Genomic DNA, 24,474 nt, shown 5'->3' with positions numbered 1-24,474 from the left:
GGCGAGGGCCAGGGGCGCGAGTGCGGAACGCGGTTGCCGCATGGGTTGATCTCCAAACAGTAGTATCGAAACGAGAATTACTACTGTTGAAGTCGCACGAGCCCGCACAACCCTCAGGTCGACCTGAAATTTTTTTGCGTCAGTCCGCTTGGTCCAGCGCGACGATCTCGGTTTCGGTGCCGCGCTGCTCCAGCCTGACCGGCAGCATCAGCGGCAGGGTCTGGGCAAAAGTCCGGGCCTGCCGCAGGTCGAAGCTTCCGCCCAGGCGCAGCGCACCGACCCGCGGATCGCGCACCACCAGGCCGGTATCCTCGTAGCGCTCGAACTCGGCCAGCGCGTCGGCCAGCGGCGTGTCGTCGAAACTGACGCGGCTGTTGCGCCAGGCGCCGACGCCTTCGGCCGGAAAGCTCACAACCGGCGCCAACTGCCCACCCCGGCCGGCGCTGACGCCCTGGCCGGCGGTCAGCGCCACGCCCGCCGTGCCGCTCGGCAGGAGGCGGTCGCCGGCGACCCGGACCGTCCCCGACTCGACGGCGACGACGGTCTGCCCCGCCGCCAGCCCGGCCTGCGTATGGCGCACCGAGAAACGCGTGCCGACCACGGTGACGCGGGCAGCGCCGGCAAGCACGGCAAAGGGCCTGGCGCCGTCGCCTGCCACGTCGAACATGACCTGGCCGTCGGCCAGGTGCACCTCGCGGCGTTTCCGGTACAGGCGGACCTCGATGCGCGTGGCGGTGTCGAGCAGGAGGGCGCTGCCGTCGGGCAGATCGACGGCCAGGCGCTGGCCGCGTTCGGTCGCATAGTCGGCGGTGAACACCGGCTGGCCATACCAATGCGCCCAGCCCAGCCAGCCACCGCCGGCCACGGCCAGCACGATGGCGGCCGTCGCCAGGCGGGGGAGGAACAGGCTGCCGAACGCATCCAGCCAGCCCCGGCGAGGCGCCGACGGCGTCGCCGGAGGCGCGGTGGACGCACCGGATCCGGCGGCGCTTTCGCCCAGTCCGGCCCTGAGCGCCCGCACCGCGTCGTCGGGCAGCGCGCGCACGCGCTCGAAGCTCCGGGTCATCTCCCCATAGGCCGCCGCATGCGCCGGATCGGCGGCCAGCCAGGCAGCGAACTCGGCCTCCCCGGCAGCATCGAGCCCGGCTTCACGACGCGTCGCCCACAGCGCGGCATCGAGTTCGACGGCATCCTGCGTACACGCATAATCGTCGAATTCGCGTTCATCGGGGTCGTGCCGGCGGGTCGTGTTGGCCATGGAAAAAACGAGGGATTTCATCGGGCGTCACATATATCGTCGCACGAAGCAGGCGAAACCGCAGGTCGTCGGCAGGGGAAAATCATGTTTTTTGCCTGCCTTTGCTTTCCGCCCCGGGCTGGGCGGGCAGGCCCTGGATTTCCCGTTCGCAGGCACGGCAGGTCAAACGCCCCCGGGCGACGTGCTTCTCCACCATGCTCACCGTCATCCCCAGGCATTCGGCGATCTGCGCATGCGACAGATTGTCGAAGACGTGCAGGATGAACACCTCGCGGCAGCGCGGCGGCAATCCGGCAATGGCCGCCACATACGCCTCGACAGCCTGCTTCCCGGCAAGGATCGCTTCCGGCTGCTGCTGTGCCGGCAGCCTCGGCTGCTCGGCTTCGGCCAGGGTGGCAAGATCCTCGTGCAGGCGCAGCTTGCCGCGACGGTATTGGTCCACCATCACGCGGCGCGCGGTCTGGAACAGCAAGGCGCGCGGCTCCAGGACGGGGACACTGGATTGCTCGATGCTCAGGAAGCGGGCATAGCTTTCCTGGACGGCATCGGCGGCCGCATCCCGGTCGCGGACGACACGGATGCAAAAAGCCAGCAGTTCTCGGTAATAGCGGGTAACCACGAAATATCCGACGGCTCGGCGTGAAGGAATCCAACGGCAGGCTGGCTGGAAACGTGGCTGACCTGATCAATCAAACAATGAGAACCATTCCCATTCCTATTGTCCCTGAAAAAATGGCAGGCGAACAGAGCGCCCTGCTCCAGAGCCCCGAGCCCATTCTGAACAATTCCGTCTTCAAGCCGCCGCTACAGCTTGCAGTCCGGCAAGGATCGCCGGGGATACCGGCGCGAACAGATAGGCGATGAGGAGCAGCAGCACGCTCATCGGATAGAAGCCACGCGCGCGGCCAACGGCACGCTGCATGCGCATTCCCAGTACCACGCTCCAGGCCGCTGCGACCATCAGCACCATCGCGCGCAGCGCATGCAGGTGCGTGGCATCCAGCAGCACGTCCGCCCGCCGCAGGATGGCGAAGGAATGCTCCATGGCGCCCAGCATCAGGCCCGCGCCGCCGAGCGGGATCAGCCCGTAGGCGAGGCGGCAGGCCTCGCGGTAACGCCCGCGCGCGGCGGCGAGCAGCAGTAATCCGATCGTGCCCCCCAGCGTGCCGGCGGCAAGCAGGATGGCGAGCAGCGCGGCCGCCGTGCCGCCCCTCCACCCTCCGGCCCCGCCAAGGGCAGCGGCCAGCCAGCCGTGCCAGGCGCTGCCCTGCCAGTGCATGGCGCCGTAGAACAGGCCGATCAGCACGAACAGGATGCCAACCGCCTCCCACTCGCGCACCTCGCCGTCGCCCAGGGTGGCGAGCTCCTGCCCCGGCGCGCGCCAGGCCAGCCGCACCGCGTCGCGGTGGCCGCTGCAGCGCCCGCACATGCTGCATTTCTCGTTCGATCTGAGGCGGCGCACGTCAAGCAGCAGCGGGCAGTCCACCGCGCCCGGCAGCGGGCGCGGCGCACGGTCCCAGGCTTCCCGATCCACCTTGAAATGCAGCACCGCGCAGCGCGCCAGCATGGAGAAGATGCTCGCCGTGGGGCACAGGTAGCGGCACCATACCCGCTTGCCGCGCCCGTACAGCAGGCCGGTGAGCACGGCGCCCAGCGACACCGTGCCCAGCACCAGCAGCGTGCCGCCGTGGCTGTGGCGCGCGCCGCTCAGGTGCTCGTACACCACGATCAGCGCGAACAATGCCAGCGGCAACGCCGCGCGCCGCATCCATGGCGGGATCTTGCGCCCCAGGCCACGCCGGCTGGCGAATTCGGTCAGCGCGCCGTCGGGGCAGAACACCCCGCACCAGAACTGGCCGAACAGCATCATGCTGAGGATTACCGCCGGCCACCAGAAGCCCCAGAACAGAGCTTCCGCCCAGTGCGCGACGCGGGCGAAGAAGGCCCCGTGGGCCGGTGCGAGCGGCGCCAGCAGCGGCACGAAGAGCAGGAACAGATAGAGGGCGACGAAGCCCCATTGCAGCGCGCGCACCACGTCCTGCCGGCGCCGCAGGGTGTCGCCGAACGCGCGCAGGGCCGCGCCGAGAACCTCCTTGCGTTCGTCGCCCGGTTGGCGCGCCGCCGGAACGCTCACTGCGCGGCCCGCAGGCTGGCCAGTGCGTGCGCGGCGGTCTTGCGCACGTCCACGTCGGGGTCGTCCAGGGCGGCGCGCAGCGCCGGCGCGGCATCCGCGGCGCCGATGGCGCCGAGCACGGCGGCGGCTTCCTTGCGCAGATTGCTGACCGGGTGTTCCAGCGCGCCGGCCAGGGCGGGCACGGCGGCAACGGCGCGCAGGGCGCCCAGCGCGGAGGCGGCCTTCAGGCGCACCTGCCAGAACGCATCGCTTTGCAGCGCGGCGATCAGCCCGCCGGCGGCGTCCGCATGGCCCAGCTTGCGCAGCGTCTCCGCGCTTTCCTCGCGCACCTGCCAGTCCTCGTCGGCCAATGCACCGAGCAGTGCGGGCAGCACGGTTGCTGCCTTCCCGCCCGCGTAGCTCAAGGCGCCGGCGGCGGCGCGCCGCACTTCGGCGGCCCCATCACTCAGGGCGGCGGCGAGCGCGGGCAAGGCCGCCGGGTCGCGCAGCCAGGCCAGCACGCCCACCGCCTGCCGGCGGGTTTCCGCCGCGGGGTCGGCCAGCGCCGCCAGCGCCGGCGCCCGCGCCTCGGCTACGCGCAGCTTGCGCAGCGCGCCCAGAATGGCCGCGCGCGCCGGGGAGCCGGCACCGTCGAAGGCGGCGACCAGTGCGGCGCCGGCCGCCGGGTCGCGGATTTCGGCCAACGACAGCGCGGCGGCCTCGCGCACTTCGGCGTCCGGGTCGGCCAGCCCGCCGAGCAGCGCGGCCACGCCGTCCGCCGCGGCGCTGCCTTCCAGCGCACGCAGGGCTTCCAGGCGCACGCCTGGATCGGCGTCGCGGCTGGCGTGGACGAATACCGCCACGTCGTCGGCGTCCACCAGTTCGGCGGCCTGCAACAGGGCGATGCGGCGCACTTCGGGGTCTGCGTGGGCGAGCAGCCCGGCCAGTCCGCCGAGCAGGGGATGATCCTCGAACTCCGGCATGCCCGCCTCAGCGCAACAGGTAGGGGATTTCAACGTGGATGGCCTTGGTCGGGCAGTCGTGCTCGCAAGGCAGGCAGTACCAGCATTCGTCGTACACCATCTTCACCTTGCCGTCCTCCTGGTCGAGCGCAAGGATGTCGGTGGGACAGACGTCGATGCACACCCGGCAGCCCTTGCCGGCGATGCATTTGTCGTGATCGACGATCACCGAGACAACATTCTGGTTGACGAGGACGGACATGCTTCGGCTTCCTGATCAGACGGTTGCGGGCTCTTCGAAGCGCAGACGGTCGTAGGCGTCGCGCTCGGAGGCATCGATGGGGTACAGATACGCTGGCACTGCGCGCTTGAAGCAGTGCGGACGGCCGTCCGCACCCTTCTTCACCTGCACGAAGGCGAACCACTCGGCATCGTTGCGCCCTTCGTACTCGACGCGGTAGTGGTACAGACCCCAGCGGCTTTCGGTGCGGTACAACGAGGCTTGCGCGGCCAGTTCGGCGCAGTCGAGGATGGCGTACACCTCCATGGCGCGCATCAGTTCGTGCGGGTTGTTCGCCTTCAACTGGGCGAGGTCGGCGCGGATCTCGGCAAAGCGCTGCAGGCCGATTTCCATCTTGCGGGTGACCTTGGGCGGCTGCAGGTAGTCGTTGACCATGCGCCGCAGCTTGTATTCCACCTGGGTGGGGGGCAGGCCGTCCGCGCGCAGCAGGGGGGCGAACACGCGTTGGCGTTCGAGCGCCACCTGATCTTCGTCGAAGCCGGCGAAATCCTTGCCGGCAATGAAGTCCACCGCGTCCTCGCCGGCAATCTGGCCATACACCATGGCGCCCAGCATGTAGTTGTGCGCCACGTTGCACAGGTCGCCGGCGGCATACAGCCCCGGCACCGTGGTGCGCGCGTGCTCGTCCACCCACACGCCGGAGGCGCTGTGCCCGCCGCACAGGCCGATCTCGGAGATGTGCATCTCCACCAGGTCGCTGCGGTAGTCGGTGCCGCGCCCCTCGTGGAAGCGCCCGCGCGTGGGGCGTTCGGTGATGTGCAGGACGTTCTCGATGCGGGTCACGGTCTCGTCGGCAAGGTGGTCGAGCTTGAGGAACACCGGGCCGTTGCCGCCTTCCAGCTCGCGCCAGAATTCCAGCATCATCTGCCCGCTCCAGTAGTCGCTCTTGATGAAGCGCTCGCCCTTGGCATTGACCGTGTAGCCGCCGAACGGACCGGTGACGTAGGCGCAGGCCGGGCCGTTGTAGTCCTTGATCAGCGGATTGATCTGGAAGCATTCCAGGCCGGAGAGTTCCGCGCCGGCATGGTAGGCCATGCTGTAGCCGTCGCCGGCGTTGGTGGGGTTCTCGTAGGTGCCGAACAGATAACCGGAACTGGGCAGGCCCAGCCGCCCGGCGGCACCGGTGCACAGCACCACCGCCTTGGCGCGGATGACGACGAATTCGCCGCTGCGCGAGTCCAGCGCCATCGCCCCGGCCACGCGCCCGCCCTCGCCTACCAGCAGGCGCGTGGTGACCAGGCGGTTGGAGACCTGCACGCCGTGCTTGCGCAACTGGCGGAAGATCACCTTCTTGACGTCGTAGCCTTCCGGCATGGGCAGCACGTAGGCGCCCAGGTGGTGCACCTTCTTCACCGCGTAGTCGCCGGTTTCGTCCTTCTCGAACTTCACCCCCCACTCGTCCAGCTCGCGGATCATGGCGTAGCTGCGCACCGCGTAGGCGTTGATCGCCGCCTGGTTGACGATGCCATCGTTGGCGATGGTGATTTCCTTGACGTACTGCTCGGGGGTGGCGAAGCCGGGGACGATGGCGTTGTTGACGCTGTCCATGCCTTCGGCGATGGCCCCGGCGCGCTTGACGTTGGCCTTGTCGAGCAGCAGCACCTTCAATTGCGGGTTCTTCGCCTTGGCCTTGATGGCGGCGATGGGGCCGGCGGTGCCGCCGCCGATGACCAGCACGTCGGCTTCGAGATGGCGTGTTTCCATGGTTCGGTCATTCCATTGGGGGTTGGGCGCGGCGGGCGGACCCGCCGCGCGTTCAGACGGCGAAGCTCAATGACTTGGCGTTGGCCTCGCCGATCGGCGACAGGCGTTCGAGCACCCGTTCGCCGCGGTCGTGGTGCAGCAGGTCCATGCAATGGCGCTTGAGGCGGTTGAAGTCCTCGGTGGTGGTCAGCAGCGCGTCGCGCGGGCGGGCGAAATCCACCGCTAGGTCTTCGATGATGCGTCCCGGGCGGGCGCTCATGACCAGGATGCGGTCGGCGAGGAACAGCGCCTCGTCGATGTCATGGGTGACGAACAGCACCGTGGTGCGCACCCGGGTCCACACGTCGAGCAGCAGTTCCTGCATCAGCAGCCGGGTCTGCGCGTCGAGCGCGCCGAAGGGTTCGTCCATCAGCAGCACGCGCGGGCGGTTGATCAGCGAGCGGGCGATTTCCACACGCTGCTGCATGCCGCCGGAGAGCTGCGCCGGATAGTGGCGCTCGAAGCCTTCCAGGCCCATCAGGTGCAGCAGTTCGCGCGCCCTGCCCTCGCGTTCGGCGCGTGCCAGCCCCTTCATCTTGAGGCCGAAGGCAACGTTGTCGATCACCCGCTTCCACGGGAACAGGGTGTGGTGCTGGAACACCAGCCCGCGTTCCGGGTGCGGCCCGGAAATCGCCTCGCCGTCCAGGCGCAATTCCCCCCGGCTGGGGGCCAGATGCCCGGCCAGCGCGCCCAGCACGGTGGACTTGCCGCAGCCCGACGGCCCCAGCAGGCAGACGAACTGCCCGCCGGGCACCTGGATGTCCACGTCGCTGACCGCCTGGAAGCGTGCCGCGCCGCGGCCGAAGTGGATGTCCAGATGGCGGATTTCGATGTTCCCCTGCGGGGTGGCGGTGGTATTCACGATTGCTTCTCCCGCAGCCGGTACCACGGCGTGGCCAGTGCGCCCAGGCGGCGCAGCGCGGCGCTGCTGGCCATGCCGAACAGGCCGATGAACACCATGCCGACGACGATGTCCGCGTAGTTCTGCAAGGTGTAGGACTCCCAGGTGTAGTAGCCGATGCCGTACTGCCCGGCGATCATTTCCGCGGTGACCAGGCAGAACCACGAGGTGCCCATGCCGATGGTCAGCCCGGTGACGATGCTGGGCGCCGCACCCGGCAGCACCACCTCGCGCAGCACCGCGATGCGCCCGGCGCCCAGGCTGCGCGCGGCGGCCACCAGGCGGCCGTCCACCGCGTGCACCCCATGCACGGTGTTGAGCAGCACCGGGAACAGCGCGCCGATGAAGGTGATGAAGATCATCGACAGCTCCGAGGACGGAAACATCAATATCGCCAACGGAATCCACGACACCGCCGGAATCGGCCGCAGCGCTTCGAGCGGCGGCATCACCACGTCCTCCAGGCGGCGCGAGCGGCCGACCAGCAGGCCGAGCAGCACGCCGGCCAGGGCCGCGGCGAAGAAGCCGGAAAACACCCGGGTGAGGCTGGCGCCGACGTGGTTGGAAAACTTCGGCGAACTGACCAGTTTCCAGATCGCCGGCCCCACCTCGCTGGGCGGCGGCACGTTGGCGAAAGTCACCAGGCCGAGATTCAGCCGGCTGGCGGCGGCAAACTCCCAGACCAGCACACAGGCGACCAGCGAGCCCAGGCGCAGCAGCCAGCGCAGTGCCGGCCCCAGCCAGGCCGGCGGTCTGGAACCGCCGGTGGCTGGGGACAGGGGCACGGCCGGCGCGAGTTCGAGTTTCGCGCTGCTCATCTGCGCCTCACCGGCTGGCGACGGCCACCGCCGCGTTCTTCGCATCGGCGAAGGAATTCACGCTGCCGCCATGGGACTTGGCCCACGCCTCGGCATCGTCCTTGAGCAGGAAGGCCGCCAGCCCGTTGCCGTCGCGCACGTACCAGGCCTGGTTGGCAAACAGCTTCAGCCCGGTGTTGCGGTCATGCACGAACACCACGCGGGCTTCCTGGCCAGCGGCCTCGGCCTGCTTCAGCGCGGCCAGGGCGGCTTGCGGGGAGGCGTAGTGGCGCGCGCCGGGCTCCCCCTTCAGCCAGAGGTGCGCGGCGTTCTTGAAGTCGGTGATCTGCGCGCCGCTGGCCGCGTCCCTGGCCTGCAGCGGCAGCTTGTCGTACACCTTCAGGCGCGCCTCGTAGTCCAGCCCGGAGAGCCGGTAGGCCTCGCGGATGTAGCGTTCATCGACCAGTTCCTGCGGTTTCAGATCGGCCACCGGGCGGTCGAGCAGGCGCAGCGTGCTGATGGCGGTCTCGATGGCGCTGTAGAACTCCGGCTTCCACGTGTAGTCGCGCGTTTGCAGGCCGATCGGACCGTGGAACAGGTAGTTCACCTCGGCGTCGATGCCGGCGACCTTGGCGATCAGTTCGCTGTGCTTTTCCGGCTCGGCGACGAACAGGCGCTCGGCCTCCAGCACCGCGCGCAGATAGGCCACCACGACTTCCGGATACTTCTCGGCGTACTCGGCATTGACCAGCGCGCCATGGAAGGTCGGCGCGTTGGTCTGCGAACCGTCGAAGATCTTGCGGGCGAAGCCGCGGAACGGGAACAGGTCCGGGAAGGGCACGAAGTTGGCATGCGCATCGATGCTGCCGGCCTGCAAGGCGGAGCCGCCGACCTCGGGCGCCTGCGAGATCAGATTCACGTCGCGCGCCGGGTCCCAGCCCTGCGCGGCCACGGCGCGCAGCAGCACGCCGTGCGCGGTGGAGCCGAAGGGCACCGAGATGGTCTTGCCCTTGAGTTCGCCGAACGACTGCACGGGCGAATTCACCGGCACCACCACGCCGTTGCCGCTGCCGATCACGCTGCCGGAAATCGGCGCGATGAAGAAGCTGCGCTTGCCGGCGCGCTGGAAGGCGGTGACGTTGAGGGTGCCGGGAAATTCGGCCATCACGCCGAAGTCGAGCTTGTCGGCGACCATCTCGTTGGTCAGCGGCGGCCCGGAGGTGAAGTTCTTCCATTGGATGTCGTACTTCACGTCCTTGTACTTGCCGTCGCGCGGCAAATACTTTTCCAGCAGATTGAGTTCGCGCACCAGCAGGCCGGCGGTGGCGCAATTGATGGTGGTGTCCTGGGTGCCGATGGCGACGCGAATGGTCTGCGCCGAGGCCGTGAGCGCGGTCAGCGATAAAGCCGCGCCGGCGAGCAATGCTCCGATTTTCATGAATATCCCCTGAATGCGGTGATGGGTTGCCGAGTGGGTTGAACTTGCCTACCGACACCGGACGCCGGACACCCGGCCGCAGGGCCGGGCATCACGCCGCGCGGCGCCGAGCGGACAGCGGCACCGCACGCGGGGACAGGACGTTCTGATCTGGGCTGCCTCGGGCATGTCAGGCTCCATTGCGTTGGCGGTCGGTGCGCAGGCGGTACTGGAAGGCATCGCCGCGGAAATACAGGTGTTCGAAGTCGATCGGCCGGCCTGCCGTGTCGTGGGTCAGCCGTTCGATGCGCAGCACCGGCGCGCCTTCCTCGATGCGCAGCGCCTCGGTGAGTTCGTCGTCGGCGAGCACCGCGTCGATGGCCAGGTCGGCATGGCCGAGCGGCGTCTCACAGTCGTTTTCCAGGATCAGGAAGACATCGCGGGTGACCAGATCGGCATGCTCCAGACGGCGTGCCAGCGGCGACGGAATCCAGGTCAGCTCCAGCGACACCGGCTCGCGGTTGAGCAGGCGCACGCGGCGGATCGCCGCCACCTCGTCGCCCTCGGCGATGCCCAGGCGTTCGGCGATGCGCGCATCGGCCGGCACGAAGGAAAAGTCCAGCACGCGGTTGAGGATTTCGTAGCCCATGGACGACATCGCCTCCGCGAAGCCCTGCAGGGAAGTGACGTTCTGGAAGGCCTTGGGGCGCGAGACGAAGGTGCCCTTGCCGTGGATGCGGAAGATCAGCCCTTCCTTCTGCAGGTCGCCCAGGGCCTGGCGCACGGTGATGCGGCTCACGCCGAAGTGCGCGCACAGTTCATGTTCCGAGGGCATGCGGCTGTGCGGCGGATAGCTGCCGTCCAGGATGCGCCCGCGCAGCAGATCCTTGAGCTGGGTGTACAAGGGCGTCGGCGCGCCGCTGACGAGTTCGAGTTTTGATTTGCTTTGCACTTTTTGGCATGACTTGTAATGACAAGTTAGCCGGAGTCTAAAGTGCGCTCATCGGGGGAGAAACGAAGAAGTTCTGCTTAGAATTTTCCAAAAATGCGGAATGCGGCCGCGCGACAAACGGAATACCCTGTGGCAGCGTCGAAACGGGTGACGCACCCCATGGCCGGCATGGAGCATCCCCATGAACACCAGCTTTACCGATTACCCGGTCGTTGCCATCCATCTGGGCGCCGCGCTCGCCGCCGGCGCCGCCATCGGCCTGGAGCGCAGCTATCACGCGCGCCCGGCGGGCTTCCGCACCCACACGCTGGTGTGCCTGGCCTCCAGCCTGCTGATGCTGGTGACGCTGTTCCAGTGGCAATGGCTGCCGGGCATTCCGCTCGATACCGTGCGCACGGACCCCACCCGCATGGCCCAGGGCATCATGACCGGCATCGGCTTTCTCGGCGCGGGGGTGATCTTCAAGGAAGGCCTGAGCGTGCGCGGGCTGACCACCGCCGCGTCGATCTGGATGACGGCGGCCATCGGCATCCTGTTCGGCGTGGGTTTCCACTTCCCCGCCATACTGGCCACGCTGTTCACGCTGGGCATCCTGTCGGGGTTCCGCTGGATCGAGGCGCGCATGCCTTCGCAGTCCTACGCGCACTGCATGCTGCGCTTCAAGCGCAGCGAAGTGCCCGGCGAGGACGAGGTGCGCGGACTGCTGACCCGCCACGGCTTCGCTGTGCACAACCTCAGCTACCGGCTGGACGACGAGGGCGCCAGCTTCGAGTACCGCATGGTCATCCGCGCTTCCGACGAGGCGAGCGCCCGTGCGCTGTCCGATCACCTGCTGGGTGACGAGCGGGTGCGCTCGTTCCGCATCTCGCCCACCGGGGACTGATTCTCCGGCATGCGAAAAAAAGGGAGCAAGGCCCGTTGCCAGGCCCTGCTCCCCCTTGTGCCGCCGGGGCCGCTCAGTAGATCGGCCGGCGCCCGCTCACCAGACGATACAGCGCACTCACCAGCGCATCCACGTCCGCGCAGGTGTTGTAGAACGCCAGCGACGGGCGCACCGTGGCTTCCAGGCCGAAACGGCGCAGGATGGGCTGGGCGCAGTGGTGGCCGGAGCGCACCGCGATGCCTTCCTTGTTGAGCGCCGCGCCCACGTCCTCGGTCTTGAAGCCGGCCAGGGTGAAGGACAGCACGCTGGCCTTGTCGGCCGCCGTGCCCACCAGGGTGAGGCCCGGCACGTCCTTGAGCAGACGGGTGGCGTACAGCAGCAACTCATGCTCGTAGCGCGCGATGTTGTCCATGCCCAGCGCGCTGACGTAGTCGATGGCCGCACCCAGCCCCACCGCATCGGCGATGTTGCCGGTGCCGGCTTCGAAGCGGCCCGGTGCGTCGTGGTACTCGATGTGCTCGAAGGTGACGTCGCGGATCATGTTGCCGCCGCCCTGCCACGGCGGCGTGGCGTTGAGGATGGCTTCCTTGCCGTACACCACGCCGATGCCGGTGGGCGCGAACACCTTGTGCCCGGAGAACACGAAGAAGTCCGCGTCCAGATCCTGCACGTCCACCGCCATGTGCGAGACCGACTGCGCGCCATCGACCAGCACCGTGGCGCCGGCCGCGTGGGCCAGCTCCACCATGCGCTTGGCCGGGGTAATGGTGCCCAGCGCGTTCGACACCTGGGTGAAGGCCACCAGCCTGGTGCGCGGGCCGAGCAGCCTGGCGTACTCGTCCAGGATGATCTGGCCGCTTTCATCCACCGGAGCCACGCGCAGCTTGGCGCCCTTCTCGTCCGCCAGATGCTTCCACGGCACGATGTTGGCGTGATGCTCCAGATGGCTGACGACGATTTCGTCGCCCTCGCGGATGTTGGCCCGCCCCCAGCTCTGCGCCACCAGGTTGATGGCCTCGGTGGCGCCGCGCACGAACACCACTTCATTCACCGAGCGCGCGTTGAGGAAGCCGCGCACCTTCTCGCGGGCGGCCTCGTAGGCGTCGGTGGCGCGCGCCGCCAGCTCATGCGCGGCACGGTGGATGTTGGAATTCTCGTGCTCGTAGAAGTAACTGATGCGGTCGATCACCGACTGCGGCTTCTGGGTGGTGGCGGCGTTGTCCAGCCAGACCAGCTGGCGGCCATTGACCCGTTCCGAGAGGATGGGGAAGTCGCGCCGGATCAGGTTCACGTCCAGCGGCGGACGCGCGGCCTGCGGCACCGCTTGGGCCGCGTCATGCTCATAGCCGGGCACGCGGATGCCCGGTTCGCCGAAACGCGCACTTTCCAGGAAGTAGTACGACGGCGCGCTGCTCACCCGTGCCGGCTCCACGCCCTTGGGCGAGGCCGGCAGGGACGGCGCCAGCAGACCGCGCAGTTCCTGTTCGCCGGGCACGCCGAACAGCACTGGATCCACCCCGCCCGGCACCAGCCGGCTGCCGTGCAGCAGGCTGGGGTCGTGCGGCAGGGGCGGCAGCGCGGGTTCGGCCGAGGCCAGCGAAGCAGCGGCGGGCGCGAGCGCCGGCACCTGGCCGGTGCCGGTGGGGCTGGCGCTCACCGCCGAGGCGGTGGCGAAGCGGTCCGGCGCCGGCAGCGGCGCGCGCGGCGCTTCCTGCTGGCTGCCCGGCAACGAGGCGAAGAACTCGTTGGCCAGGCGCTGCAGCGTCGCCGTATCGGGCAGGCCGAGGCCCGCCGGATCAGGCGTAGGTGTGTTCGTACGCATGGTACTTGCCCACTTCCACGTCATCGAGCACGGCCAGCGCATCTTCGGTCAGCACGGCCAGCGAGCAGTACAGCGACACCAGATAGGAGGCGATGGCGCGGTCGTTGATGCCCATGAAGCGCACCGACAGGCCGGGGCTTTGTTCGCCCGGCAGGTTGGGCTGGTACAGGCCGACCACGCCCTGGCGGCTCTCGCCGGTGCGCAGCAGCAGGATGCTGGACTTGCCGTCCTCGATGCCGATCTTGTCGGACGGGATCAGCGGCACGCCGCGCCAGGTGATGAACTGCGAGCCGAACAGCGACACCGTCGGGGGCGGCACGCCGCGCCGGGTACATTCGCGGCCGAAGGCGGCGATGGTGCGCGGGTGTGCCAGGAAGAAGCCGGGTTCCTTCCACACGCGCACCAGCAGTTCGTCCAGATCGTCCGGGGTGGGCGCGCCGCCGCGCGTCTTCAGACGCTGGTTGGCGTGTACGTTGGCCAGCAGGCCGTATTCCTTGTTGTTGATCAGTTCGCTTTCCTGGCGCTCCTTGATGGTCTCGATGGTCAGGCGCAGTTGCTCGGCGATCTGGTTGTGCGGGCTGCTGTAGAGGTCCGACACGCGGGTATGCACGTCGAGCACGGTATTCACCGCGGACAGCATGTACTCGCGCGGGCTTTCCTCGTAATCCACGAAGGTCTGCGGCAGTTCGCGCTCGTCGCGGCCGGAGCAGTCCACTTCCACCGAATCGGCGTCCTTGACCTTGTTCACACGGTAGATGCCGGCCTCCACGGGCAGCCAGTGCAGCAGGTGGGTGAGCCAGCGCGGGGTGATGCTGGACATCTGCGGGACGGTCTTGGTCGCGTTCGCCAGCTGGCGGGCGGCGACGTCGCCCAGCGCGGTATGGATCAGGGATTCCTTGGCCATGTTGATGCTCCGTTACGGTCAGTGATGTTCGGGTTTCCGGCACAGCCGGAATGCATGTTCGAGGATAGGGCTAAGAATTTTTTCTGTGAAGCTTATCCATATGTTTTATAAGCGCTTTCATCTTCGTTAGCAGATACGCTTCTGTTGTATCGGAAATTTCCGCGAACCAGCCGTCCACTCCTCCGCGATCGCGGAATCGACACTTCGTCATGTAGAAAAAAGTCCGGCGGCCCCCGCCGCCGGACACAACACGCGCAGCTGCGCGTGGGGAGGAAGACGTCCGCAGCAGTATTCCGCGCCCACCCCCGGCGGCCGAACCAATGATTTCGGATAAGCAATGCCGCGCCGCCGCAAAGACGCGCCGCCACCCTGCCCGCCTCCGCGCACACACGCAATTCGCCCCACGGAATATCCAATGCGCGATTGCTTCGTTGGCCTGGCCGCGCACGCGCGCAAGAATCCGCGTCATCCCCACCCGCACCGGACACCAAGCCCCATGTGCCAGCTGCTCGGCATGAACGCCAACAAACCCGCCTCCCTGCATTTCTCGCTGGCGGGCTTCCTGTGCCGTGGCGGACGCACCGGCGAGCACAGCGACGGCTGGGGCGCGGCCTATTTCGACGGGCCCGCCTGCCGGCTGCTGGTGGAAACCGCGCCCTCCGCCGATTCCGCGCTGGCCGACTGGCTGCACCGTCAGCCCCTGCGCTCTCGCAACATCATCGCGCACGTGCGCAAGGCCACGCGCGGCGCGGTGGCGCTGGAGAACTGCCACCCCTTCGTGCGCGAACTGTGGGGCCGCCAGTGGGCCTTCGCCCACAACGGCAACCTGAAGGATCCGCACCTGCCGCTGCGCGGGCGCTTCACTCCGGTGGGCACCACCGACAGCGAACACGCGTTCTGCTACCTGCTGGAAACGCTGGTGCGCCAGTTCGGCCACCGCGCCCCGCAACCCGCCGCGCTGTATGCCGCGCTGGCCGAGCTGGCGCGCGAAATTTCCGCCTGCGGCAGTTTCAATTTCCTGCTCTCCGACGGCGCCGGGCTGTTCGCCCACTGCTCCACCACCCTGCACGTGCTGGAGCGCGGCTACCCCTTCAGCCGCGCGCGCCGGGTCGATGACGGCGTTGCCGTGGAACTCGGCCACCACAATCATCTGGACGACCGCATGTGCCTGGTGGCCACCGCCCCATTGACCGAGGACGAGTCCTGGCAAGCGCTGCAGCCTGGCGAATTGCGCTACTTCCGCGATGGCCGCGATCTGCCGCAGGGTGTGGAAAAGCGCGCCCCCTTGCTGCTCGCGGTTTGAGCGGGCATATGCGAAAAAATCATTTCTACATATAACAAAATATTTTTTAATTGCTGGAATGCATTATTCCGCATTCCTACAATCGGCCGGACCTTGTTCCCCTGGAGTCCGTGTCCCATGCAAGCCCCCATCCTTTCCCGCAAGTTCGGCCGCCTGCTCGGCGCCCTTGGCCTCAGCTTCGGCATCGCCGCCGGCACGCTGGGCGTGGCCGCGCCCGCGCATGCCGAAGGCAAGATCCGCATCGCCGAACAGTTCGGCATCGTCTACCTGCTGCTCAACGTGGTGCGCGATCAGAACCTGATCGAGAAGCACGGCAAGTCCGCCGGGGTGGACATCCAGGTGGAATGGGCCCGCCTGTCCGGCGGCGCGGCGATCAACGATGCCCTGCTGTCCGGCAACATCGACATCGCCGGTGCCGGCATCGGCCCGCTGCTGACCATCTGGGACCGCACCAAGGACCGCCAGAACGTGCGCGGCGTGGCCTCGCTGGGTGAATTCCCCTACTACCTGCTGACCAACAACCCGAACGTCAAGAGCATCGAGGACTTCAGCGACAAGGACCGCATCGCGCTGCCGGCCGTCGGCGTGTCGGTACAGTCGCGCTTCCTGCAATATGCCGTGGCGCAGAAGTGGGGCAAGGACCAGTTCAACCGCCTCGACAAGTTCAGCGTGGCGATTCCGCACCCGGACGCCACCGCCGCGCTGATCTCGGGCGGCACCGAACTGACTGCGCATTTCTCCAATCCGCCGTTCCAGTACCAGGCGCTGGAGAACCCCAACGTGCGCGTGGTGCTCAATTCCTATGACGTGCTGGGTCCCAACTCGCCCACCGCGCTGTACGCCACCGAGAAATTCCGCCAGGAAAACCCGAAAACCTACGCGGCCTTCCAGGCGGCGCTGAAGGAAGCCTCCGAGTTCATCGCCGCCAACAAGGCGGCGGCGGCCGACACCTACATCCGTGTCACCGGCGCCAAGATCGATCGCGATTTCCTCATCCGCATCCTGGAAAACCCCGAGATCCGCTTCAACACCGCGCCGAGCAACACCTACAAGCTGGCCGAATTCCTCTTCGACGTGGGCGCCATCAAGAACAAGCCGGCGTCGTGGAAGGACTACTTCTTCGACGATCCGCTGACCGCGTCCGGCAGCTGAACGATGAGTGCACGGCAATTGCGCGCGACGGCTTCCGCCGTCGACGCGCCGCCGGCTGCCGCCGCGGACACCGGCCGGCGCGCGGCCCTGCAGGCGGCCCCTCCCCCTGCCGCCGAGGCGGGCAGCGCGCCGGCCCCGCTGCTGCACGTCGACAACGTGGGACTGGAGTACCGCACCGCGCAGAGCGTGGTGCGCGCCACCCACAAGGTCAGCTTCGACGTGCTGCCGGCGGACCGCTTCGTGCTGCTCGGCCCCTCGGGCTGCGGCAAATCCACGCTGCTCAAGGCGGTGGCCGGCTTTCTGCGTCCGCGTGACGGCGAAATCCTGCTCGACGGCCAACGGGTACGCGGCCCCGGCCCGGACCGCATCGTGGTGTTCCAGGAGTTCGACCAGCTCCCGCCCTGGAAGACGGTGAAGCAGAACGTGATGTTCCCGCTGCTCGCCTCGCGCACGCTGGGACGCAGGGAAGCCGCCGAGCGCGCGCTGCACTATCTGGACAAGGTGGGTCTGGCAGCCTTCGCCGAAGCCTACCCGCATACCCTGTCCGGCGGCATGAAGCAGCGCGTGGCGATTGCCCGCGCGCTGGCCATGCAGCCCAAGATCCTGCTGATGGACGAGCCGTTCGCCGCGCTCGACGCGCTGACCCGCCGCAAGATGCAGGAAGAACTGCTGGCGCTGTGGGACGACGTGCGCTTCACCCTGCTGTTCGTCACCCATTCCATCGAGGAAGCGGTGATCGTCGGCAACCGCGTGCTGCTGCTTTCCCCGCACCCGGGACGCGTGCGCGCCGAACTGGACACCGCCGATTTCGACCTCGCCGGGCTGGGCAGCGAACGCTTCCAGAACACCGTGCAGCGCATCCACCACCTGCTGTTCCCCGACGCGCCGCCACCGGGGCGCGCCGACCCTGCGCAGCTGCTCTCGCCCACCGATCTGCGCTTTGCACTTTAGGGCAGGCACACTATCCCCGGCGGTCGCGCCACCGCCCAACCGGGCGCAGATCTAGGGCCTGTTGCGATGCGCTTCATGGGCAACAGACCCTAGCCACGGAGTCTCCGACATGACCACCCCGACCACCGCACTGGCGCGGCGCCCGGAATACGAACGCCCGCTGGAACCGCTCGACGATCTGCCCGCCGAGATCCCCCTGCGCCTGCACCAGCGCCTGTGGCAGCAGGGCTGGCTGCGCAAGGCGCTGGTGCTCGCCGTGCTCGCGCTGCTGTGGGAAATCGCCGCACGCTGGCAGAACAACGATCTGCTGCTGCCCAGCTTCCTGCAGACCGCCGCCGCCTTCTTCGACGGCCTGGTCAGCGGCGAGCTGTTCGACCGCGCCGGGCGCTCGCTGCTGGTGCTGACCAAGGGCTATCTGATCGGCATCGTCGCGGCCTTCGTGCTGACCACGCTGGCCGTCTCCACCCAACTGGGGCGCGACCTGCTGTCCACGCTCACCGCCATGTTCAACCCGCTGCCGGCCATCGCGCTGCTTCCGCTGGCCCTGCTGTGGTTCGGCCTGGGCGAAGGCAGCCTGATCTTCGTGCTGGTGCACTCGGTGCTGTGGGCGCTGGCCGTCAATACCTACTCCGGCTTTCTCGGCGTCTCGGAAACCCTGCGCATGGGCGGGCGCAACTACGGCCTGAGCGGGCTGCGCTACGTGCTGCAGATCCTGGTGCCGGCGGCGCTGCCGTCCATCCTCGCCGGCCTGCGCATCGGCTGGGCCTTCGCCTGGCGCACGCTGATCGCCGCGGAGCTGGTGTTCGGCGCTTCCTCCGGCCAGGGCGGCCTGGGCTGGTACATCTTCCAGAACCGCAACGAGTTGTACACCGACCGCGTGTTCGCCGGCCTGGTCGCGGTGATCCTCATCGGCCTCATCGTCGAGAACCTGGTGTTCAACGTGCTCGAACGCTTCACGGTGCGGCGCTGGGGCATGCAGCGCCAGGCATGAGCAGCATGCACGCAGACGCCAGCGCGGTCCTCGGCCCCTTCGTCGGCGTGCTCGGCGGCATGGGGCCGCTGGCCACCGTGGATCTGCTCGCCAAGATCATCGAGGAAACCCCGGCGGGCATCGACCAGGACCACGTGCCGGTGGTCGCCCACAACGTCGCGCAGATTCCCGACCGCCAGCGCTTCGTCGCCGGCGACGGCCCTTCGCCGCTGCCCGCGATGCACGCCGGCATCGCCCGCCTCAACGCCATCGGCGCGGGCTGTATCGCCATGCCGTGCAATACCGCGCACATCTGGTTCGACACGCTGGCGGCGCACAGCCGCGCGCCGCTGATCCACATCGCCGACGCCGTCGCCGAGGTACTGTCCGATGGGCTGGCCGATGGCCCGGCCCCCGCCCGGGTGGGCCTGCTCGCCACGCAAGGCACGCTGCGTGCCGGCTTCTACCAGCAGCGCCTGGGCGCGCGCGGCATCGAGGTGCTGCACAACCGCGACGACGAATTCGACGCCTGGTTCACCCCGGGCTGCTACGCCGTGAAGGCCGGCGACCTGGAGCGCGGCGCCCGCCTGCTCGGCGAGGCCGCCGCCCGCCTCGCCGAACGCGGCGCGGAACGCCTGCTGCTGGCCTGCACCGAAGTGCCGCCCGCTCTCGCCCGCCTGGACCCCGCTGGCCTGCCCGCGCAAATCGACGCCACCCGCGCCCTGGCACGCGCCTGCGTGCGCTGGTGGCAGCAACAACCACGCACCACCACCTGACCGTTCATTGCCCGGAGTTTTCATGCATCTCGCCCGCTTCCCCCGCGTCCGCCTGGTCCACGCCCCCACGCCGCTGGAATTCCTGCCCCGGCTCACCGAACAGCTCGGCGGCCCGCGCCTGTACATCAAACGCGACGACTGCACCGGGCTGGCCACCGGCGGCAACAAGACGCGCAAACTGGAATTCCTGCTCGGCGACGCCCTGGCCCAGGGCGCCACGCACATCGTCACCCACGGCGCCACGCAATCCAACCACGTGCGCCAGACTGCCGCCGCCGCGGCCCGCCTGGGGCTGCAATGCACCGCCCTGCTGGAAGCGCGCATCGCCGACGGCAGCGTGGAATACCGCAACAGCGGCAACGTGTTCCTCGACCGCCTGTTCGGCGCGCGGCTGGAACACCGCCCGGCCGGGCTGGACATGAACGCGGAGGTCGAACAGTACGCCGCGCGGCTGCGCGAACAGGGCGAAAAGGCCTACGCCATTCCGGGCGGCGGCTCCAACCACATCGGCGCGCTGGGCTACGTGGCGAGCGCGCAGGAAATCCTGCAGCAGGCCGACGCGGCCGGCATCGTGGTGCATCACGTGGTGCACGCCACCGGCAGCACCGGCACCCAGGCCGGCCTGGTGGCCGGCTTCCAGGGCAGCCACAGCGGCGTGCCGGTGCTGGGCATCAGCGTGCGCGCCGAACGTGCGGCGCAGGAAGACAAGGTGTGGCAACTGGCCAGCCGCACGCTGCAGCACCTGGGCGTTTCCGCACCGCTGCCGCGCGAGGCGGTACGCGCCAACAGCGACTACGTGGGCGCCGGCTACGGCCGACCCACCCCGGAGATGGTCGAGGCCCTGACCCTGCTCGCGCGCACCGAAGGCATCCTGCTCGACCCGGTGTACTCCGGCAAGGGCTTCGCCGGCCTGCTCGACCTGATCCGCAAGGGGCATTTCCGCCAGGACGAGAACGTGGTGTTCGTGCATACCGGCGGCGCCGTGGGCCTGTTCGGCTACCGCGACACCTTCGATCCGCTGCACGCCGCAGCTTAGAAAACCCGCCATGCCCCCGGCCTCTCCACCCCCATCCACTGCACCCGTGCGCATCGTCATCAGCGAATTCATGGACACCCCCGCCGTGGACGCCCTGCGCGCGCATCACGACGTCCACCATGATCCCGACCTCGCCGGGCAACCGGGAAAACTCGCCGACCTGCTCGGCCAGGCACAGGGCCTGATCGTGCGCAACCGCACCCAGGTCACCCGTGCCCTGCTGGACGCGGCCCCCCGACTCAAGGTGATCGGCCGCCTCGGCGTCGGCCTGGACAACATCGACCTGGAGGCCGCAGCCGAACGCCGCATCGCCGTTTGCCCAGCCCGTGGCGCGAACGCCCGGGCCGTGGCCGAATACGCGCTCACCGCCGTCCTGGTCACCCTGCGCGGGCTCCACAATCCTGCCGTGGGCGCCGACATGGCGGCGGGAACGTGGCCCCGCACCGCGCTCATCGATGGGCAGGAAGCCGATGGCAAGACGCTGGGACTGGTCGGATTCGGCAACATCGGCCAGCTCACCGCACGCCTGGCGCAGGCCATCGGCCTGCACGTGATCGCCACCGATCCGGCTCACACCCCCGAGTTCTGGCAACGCAGCGGGGTAGAGGGCGTCAGTCTGGAAGCATTGCTTGAACGCTCGCATGCGGTCTCGCTGCATGTGCCCCTGAACGAAAGCACGCGCGGCCTGTTCGACGCAGCCACCCTGGCCCGCATCCGTCCCGGCGCGGTATTCATCAACACCGCGCGCGGCGGCATCGTGGACGAAACCGCACTGGCCGGGGCTCTGCGCAGCGGCCATCTGAGCGGCGCCGCCATCGACGTGTTCGGGCAGGAACCGTTACCCGCCGGCAGCCCGCTCGCCAACCTGAGAAACGTCTGGCTGACGCCGCACGTCGCCGGCCTGAGCCGCGAAGCCAATGTCAGGGTCAGCACCTTGGTGGCCGAACAGGTGCTGGACATCCTGGGCCGGAGCGGGCCGCACTGAGCACGGGCACGGCCTGCGCCTTCCGGCGCCTGCAGCGGGAAAACGGAAAAGCTCTGCCGTTTTTCTTGGTTCGCCGGCCGGCGGCGGCACCGGACAATCGGTGCGTTTCCCTGCAGAGGCGATCCCCATGCACGCCGATACCGACCGCATCGTCGACTGGCTGGTCAGCGGCCTGGAGCCCCGGGCCTCGGTGTTCCACGTGGGCCAGTACTGCGGCAGCGACTGGCGGGCCTCCACCGCCGGACGGGCGCGCGCCAGCTTCCATCTGGTGCTGCGCGGGCACTGCTGGCTGCACCGCGAAGGTGCCGAATCCCTGCAGCTCGGCCCGCGCGAGGCGGTGTTCCTGCTGCGCGACCTGCCCCACTCGCTGACCGCCCAGCGCGACCCCGGCCCGGCCTGCGGGCCGCGCGCCATGCTGCCCGCGCAGCCGCCCATGGTCGGCGGCACCACGCTGGCCTGCGGCTTCTTCGATTTCCGCGCGCTGCCGGGCGACCTGCTCACCGCCGCCTTCCCGGACTGCCTGCTGCTGCGCGCCGGCAACCCCGCGCTGGCGGCCGTCGCGCCCTTGTTCGACCTGCTGCTGACCGAGGCCGAGCGCGATGGCGAGGCCGCCTCGCCGCTGATCGAACGCCTCACCGAACTGCTGTTCTTCTACCTGGTGCGCGAACTCGCCCATCACCAGGACATCGAGGCCGGCCTGTGGGCGGTGTGGCGCAAGCCGCAGTTCGCCCCGCTGGTGGAGCGCCTGCTGCGCGAACCGGGGCGCGACTGGTCGGTGGAAGACATGGCGCGCATCGCCAACATGTCGCGCGCCAGCTTCTTCAAGCACTTCCTGGACACCTGCGGCCAGCCGCCCGCGCAGTTCCTGCTCGGCCTGCGCATGCGCATCGCCGCGCATCGCCTGCGTGGGGGCGACAGCGTGCTGCGCGCCGCCGAACACGTCGGCTACCACTCCCAGGCCGCGTTCACCCGCGCGTTCAAGAAGGTGATCGGCGAACAGCCCGGCGCCTACCAGCGCACGCGCAGAAACGCCCCCGCCAGATCCGCCGCGCTGCTTTCGCACTGAAACGCCAGACGGCGAACGCCGAAGCGGCCGGAAGAATCCCCAAGGCTTGATCCAGATCGAAAGCCTGCGGGGCTCCTGGCGCGACAATGACAGGTACCATGTTGCGCACTCTCCTCTTCCTGCTGGCCTGTCTGTCCGGCACCGGCGCCGCCCTCGCGGGCCAGTCCCTGCAAGCCTGGATCGACGCGGTGCCCGCCGGCAGCGTGCTGCGCCTGCCCGCAGGCCTGTATGCCGGCCCGGCGACCATCGACAAGCCCCTCGTCCTCGACGGCAACCACGAAGCGGTCATCGATGGCGGCGGGCGGGGCACCGTGCTCACCGTGCGCGCCGACGGCGTCACCCTGCGCGGCCTGACCATCCGTGGCAGCGGCGATTCCCACGACGCCCTCGACGGCGGCATCATGGCCGAAGGGCGCGCCCTGCTGATCGAGGACAACGTGATCGAGGACGTCCTCTTCGGCATCTCCCTGCACAACACCCACCACAGCACGGTACGCGGCAACCGCATCCGCTCGCGCGGCGCCGACCCGGCCGACCGGGGCGACGGCCTGCGCCTGTGGTACAGCACACACAACCGCATCGAGGGCAACGACATCGCGCGGGTGCGCGATCTCACGGTGAGCAACTCGCCGCGCAACCGCTTCAGCGGCAACACCGTGCGCGAGAGCCGGCGCGCGCTGAACTTCCTCTTCGCCCACCGCAGCCTCGTGCAGGACAATCTGTTCGAACACAACTCGGCCGGCGTCGTGGCGCTCAACTCCGATGGGCTGCTGGTGCGCCGCAACCACATCCTGCACGCCGTCGAGGCCGGGGGCGCATGCATCGCGCTGAAGGAGATTTCCGCCGCGCTGGTCCAGGACAACGAAATCGTGCACTGCGCCCACGGCATCATGGCCGATTCACCCACCAATCCGCTCAACCGCGTGGTGTTCGCCGGCAACCTGATCGCCCACAACGTCACCGGCATCCACTTCTACGGCGTGCGCGGCGGCCACATCGCGGTGGACAACACCTTCCGCGGCAACCTGTGGCCGGTCACCATCGTCGGTGACGGCGACCCGCTCAACGACACCTGGTGGGGCAACGCCTGGGACAACTACGAGGGCTTCGATCTGGACGGCGACGGGCGCGGCGACCGGCCCCACGAAATCTACACCTACGCCGACCGCATCTGGCTGGAAACCCCGCAGGCCACCTTCTTCCGCAGCTCGCCGGTGCTCGAACTGCTCGACTTCCTCGAACGCCTGGCGCCCTTCTCCGCCCCCAACCTGATCCTGCGCGACACCGCGCCGCGCATGCTGTAACGCTACAGCCCTCGCAGCAGGCGGGTGCGCGCCAGATACACCAGCGCCAGCGCGCCGACGTTCATCATCAGCGCATACACCACGCTGGGCGCGGCCATCGGCGGACGCTGCAACAGGGTGATGGCGACGAAGATGCCCAGGCCGGCGTTCTGCAAGCCGCACTCCATCGCCCCGGCCACGGCGTCGCGGCGCCCGGCGCCCACCGCCGCCACCAGCATGTAGCCGCCCGCCATCGCCAGCACGTTGAGCAGCAGCGCGGCCGGCCCCAGCGTCGCAAGGCTGGCGAGGATCGTCTCGCTGTGGGCCAGAAAGGTGCCCAGCACGATGGCGGCGAAGAACACCAGCGCCACCCGGCCGACCACCCGCTCCAGCGCCGCCGCACACGGCCCGCTCCAGTGCCGCAGCAGCACCCCGAGCGCGGTGGGCAGGGTGCTGACCGCCAGCACGCTGCCCACCAGCCGCTCCATCGGCAAGGCGCCGAGGTGGCGGGTGCCCTCGGCGAAGGCGCCCCCGGCAAGATGCACGAACACCAGCTTGACCAGCAGCGGAAAGGTGAGCAGCGCCGCGAGGCTGCTGAGGACGGTGATGGACAGCGAGAGCGCGGCGTTGCCGCGCGCCAGCCGGGTCAGGAAGGCTGAGCTGGCGCCGCCCGGGCAGGCGGCGAGGATCATCAGGCCGACCGCGAGTTCATCCGGCATACCAGTGAGCAGGACCACCGCGAAGGCCACCAGGGGCATCAGCAGCAACTGCCCGGCCAGCCCGGCGGCCAGCGCCGCCGGCCGCGCGAAGACCAGGCGGAAATCCGCCGTGCGCAGCGACAACCCCACCGAGAACATGATGAACGCCAGCGCGGCGGGCAGCAGCATCTCGGCCAGCAT

At 68.8% G+C, this 24,474-nt stretch carries 23 protein-coding genes; 10 read left to right on the top strand and 13 right to left on the bottom strand.

Going from position 1 to position 24,474, the window contains the following annotated elements:
* Positions 1–139: 139 nt before the first annotated feature.
* The 10 genes from E6C76_RS03075 to E6C76_RS03025 form a co-directional block, all read right to left on the bottom strand.
* Positions 140–1,279, bottom strand: a complete 1,140-nt coding sequence (locus E6C76_RS03075) for a FecR family protein (RefSeq protein ID WP_211090085.1) — start codon at positions 1,277–1,279, stop codon at positions 140–142.
* 61 nt (positions 1,280–1,340) lie between these two features.
* Positions 1,341–1,877 (bottom strand): RNA polymerase sigma factor, encoded by a 537-nt coding sequence (locus E6C76_RS03065; RefSeq protein WP_136346777.1) that lies wholly within the window; start codon positions 1,875–1,877, stop codon positions 1,341–1,343.
* A gap of 174 nt (positions 1,878–2,051) precedes the next feature.
* The gene (locus tag E6C76_RS03060) at positions 2,052–3,392 is read right to left on the bottom strand and encodes a 4Fe-4S binding protein (RefSeq protein WP_230976144.1); all 1,341 of its coding nucleotides are present in this window, start codon (positions 3,390–3,392) and stop codon (positions 2,052–2,054) included.
* Positions 3,389–4,354: a HEAT repeat domain-containing protein gene (locus E6C76_RS03055; RefSeq protein ID WP_136346776.1), complete on the bottom strand. Its 966-nt coding sequence runs from the start codon at positions 4,352–4,354 to the stop codon at positions 3,389–3,391. The genes E6C76_RS03060 and E6C76_RS03055 overlap by 4 nt, the downstream gene beginning before the upstream one ends.
* A gap of 7 nt (positions 4,355–4,361) precedes the next feature.
* Positions 4,362–4,595 carry a 4Fe-4S dicluster domain-containing protein gene (locus tag E6C76_RS03050; protein WP_136346775.1) on the bottom strand — a complete coding sequence of 78 codons (234 nt, stop codon included), beginning with the start codon at positions 4,593–4,595 and terminating at the stop codon, positions 4,362–4,364.
* A gap of 15 nt (positions 4,596–4,610) precedes the next feature.
* Positions 4,611–6,338, bottom strand: coding sequence for a fumarate reductase/succinate dehydrogenase flavoprotein subunit (locus E6C76_RS03045; protein WP_136346774.1), 1,728 nt, complete (start codon positions 6,336–6,338; stop codon positions 4,611–4,613).
* Positions 6,339–6,390: 52 nt separating this feature from the next.
* Positions 6,391–7,239, bottom strand: coding sequence for an ABC transporter ATP-binding protein (locus E6C76_RS03040; protein ID WP_136346773.1), 849 nt, complete (start codon positions 7,237–7,239; stop codon positions 6,391–6,393).
* Positions 7,236–8,096 (bottom strand): ABC transporter permease, encoded by an 861-nt coding sequence (locus E6C76_RS03035; RefSeq protein WP_136346772.1) that lies wholly within the window; start codon positions 8,094–8,096, stop codon positions 7,236–7,238. Before E6C76_RS03035 ends, E6C76_RS03040 begins: the two co-directional genes overlap by 4 nt.
* A gap of 7 nt (positions 8,097–8,103) precedes the next feature.
* The gene (locus tag E6C76_RS03030; protein WP_136346771.1) at positions 8,104–9,513 is read right to left on the bottom strand and encodes an ABC transporter substrate-binding protein; all 1,410 of its coding nucleotides are present in this window, start codon (positions 9,511–9,513) and stop codon (positions 8,104–8,106) included.
* Positions 9,514–9,682: 169 nt separating this feature from the next.
* The gene (locus tag E6C76_RS03025; RefSeq protein ID WP_136346770.1) at positions 9,683–10,444 is read right to left on the bottom strand and encodes a GntR family transcriptional regulator; all 762 of its coding nucleotides are present in this window, start codon (positions 10,442–10,444) and stop codon (positions 9,683–9,685) included.
* Between the two features lie 181 nt (positions 10,445–10,625).
* On the opposite strand from E6C76_RS03025, the gene E6C76_RS03020 reads away from it, so the two are divergent.
* Positions 10,626–11,327: an MgtC/SapB family protein gene (locus E6C76_RS03020; RefSeq protein ID WP_136346769.1), complete on the top strand. Its 702-nt coding sequence runs from the start codon at positions 10,626–10,628 to the stop codon at positions 11,325–11,327.
* A 73-nt stretch (positions 11,328–11,400) separates the two neighbouring features.
* Here the strand turns inward: E6C76_RS03020 and E6C76_RS03015 are convergent, their stop codons facing one another.
* Positions 11,401–13,149: a family 2A encapsulin nanocompartment cargo protein cysteine desulfurase gene (locus tag E6C76_RS03015; protein WP_136346768.1), complete on the bottom strand. Its 1,749-nt coding sequence runs from the start codon at positions 13,147–13,149 to the stop codon at positions 11,401–11,403.
* Complete coding sequence (locus tag E6C76_RS03010; protein WP_136346767.1) at positions 13,124–14,053, bottom strand: family 2A encapsulin nanocompartment shell protein; 930 nt, start codon at positions 14,051–14,053, stop codon at positions 13,124–13,126. Before E6C76_RS03010 ends, E6C76_RS03015 begins: the two co-directional genes overlap by 26 nt.
* A 496-nt stretch (positions 14,054–14,549) precedes the next feature.
* Here E6C76_RS03010 and E6C76_RS03005 point away from each other — a divergent pair, with 496 nt between their 5' ends.
* The 9 genes from E6C76_RS03005 to nosD all read left to right on the top strand — a co-directional run bounded on the left by E6C76_RS03005 (position 14,550) and on the right by nosD (position 23,596).
* Entirely contained in the window at positions 14,550–15,356 is an 807-nt protein-coding gene (locus E6C76_RS03005) for a class II glutamine amidotransferase (protein WP_136346766.1), read from the top strand.
* 117 nt (positions 15,357–15,473) lie between these two features.
* A complete protein-coding gene (locus E6C76_RS03000; protein ID WP_136346765.1) occupies positions 15,474–16,508 on the top strand; it encodes an ABC transporter substrate-binding protein in 1,035 nt (344 codons plus the stop codon).
* 3 nt (positions 16,509–16,511) lie between these two features.
* The gene (locus E6C76_RS02995) at positions 16,512–17,459 is read left to right on the top strand and encodes an ABC transporter ATP-binding protein (protein WP_136346764.1); all 948 of its coding nucleotides are present in this window, start codon (positions 16,512–16,514) and stop codon (positions 17,457–17,459) included.
* Positions 17,460–17,568: 109 nt separating this feature from the next.
* On the top strand, positions 17,569–18,450 hold the full coding sequence (locus tag E6C76_RS02990; protein ID WP_136346763.1) for an ABC transporter permease: 882 nt from the start codon (positions 17,569–17,571) through the stop codon (positions 18,448–18,450).
* Positions 18,447–19,205, top strand: coding sequence for a cysteate racemase (cuyB, locus tag E6C76_RS02985; RefSeq protein ID WP_211090084.1), 759 nt, complete (start codon positions 18,447–18,449; stop codon positions 19,203–19,205). Before E6C76_RS02990 ends, cuyB begins: the two co-directional genes overlap by 4 nt.
* 22 nt (positions 19,206–19,227) lie before the next feature.
* The gene (cuyA, locus tag E6C76_RS02980; protein ID WP_136346762.1) at positions 19,228–20,241 is read left to right on the top strand and encodes a D-cysteate sulfo-lyase; all 1,014 of its coding nucleotides are present in this window, start codon (positions 19,228–19,230) and stop codon (positions 20,239–20,241) included.
* Positions 20,242–20,251: 10 nt separating this feature from the next.
* On the top strand, positions 20,252–21,226 hold the full coding sequence (locus E6C76_RS02975) for a hydroxyacid dehydrogenase (RefSeq protein ID WP_136346761.1): 975 nt from the start codon (positions 20,252–20,254) through the stop codon (positions 21,224–21,226).
* A 127-nt stretch (positions 21,227–21,353) separates the two neighbouring features.
* A complete protein-coding gene (locus E6C76_RS02970) occupies positions 21,354–22,292 on the top strand; it encodes an AraC family transcriptional regulator (RefSeq protein ID WP_136346760.1) in 939 nt (312 codons plus the stop codon).
* 98 nt (positions 22,293–22,390) lie between these two features.
* Complete coding sequence (gene nosD, locus E6C76_RS02965; protein WP_230976143.1) at positions 22,391–23,596, top strand: nitrous oxide reductase family maturation protein NosD; 1,206 nt, start codon at positions 22,391–22,393, stop codon at positions 23,594–23,596.
* 2 nt (positions 23,597–23,598) lie between these two features.
* Here nosD and E6C76_RS02960 read toward each other — a convergent pair whose 3' ends face one another.
* Positions 23,599–24,474: a bile acid:sodium symporter family protein gene (locus E6C76_RS02960; protein WP_136346758.1), complete on the bottom strand. Its 876-nt coding sequence runs from the start codon at positions 24,472–24,474 to the stop codon at positions 23,599–23,601.

Origin of the sequence: Pseudothauera nasutitermitis, assembly GCF_004801295.1 — a bacterium.
Taxonomy (GTDB): domain Bacteria; phylum Pseudomonadota; class Gammaproteobacteria; order Burkholderiales; family Rhodocyclaceae; genus Pseudothauera; species Pseudothauera nasutitermitis.
The sequence above is the reverse complement of the archived record's forward strand: the minus strand, read 5'-3'. Positions and strand labels throughout refer to the sequence as shown.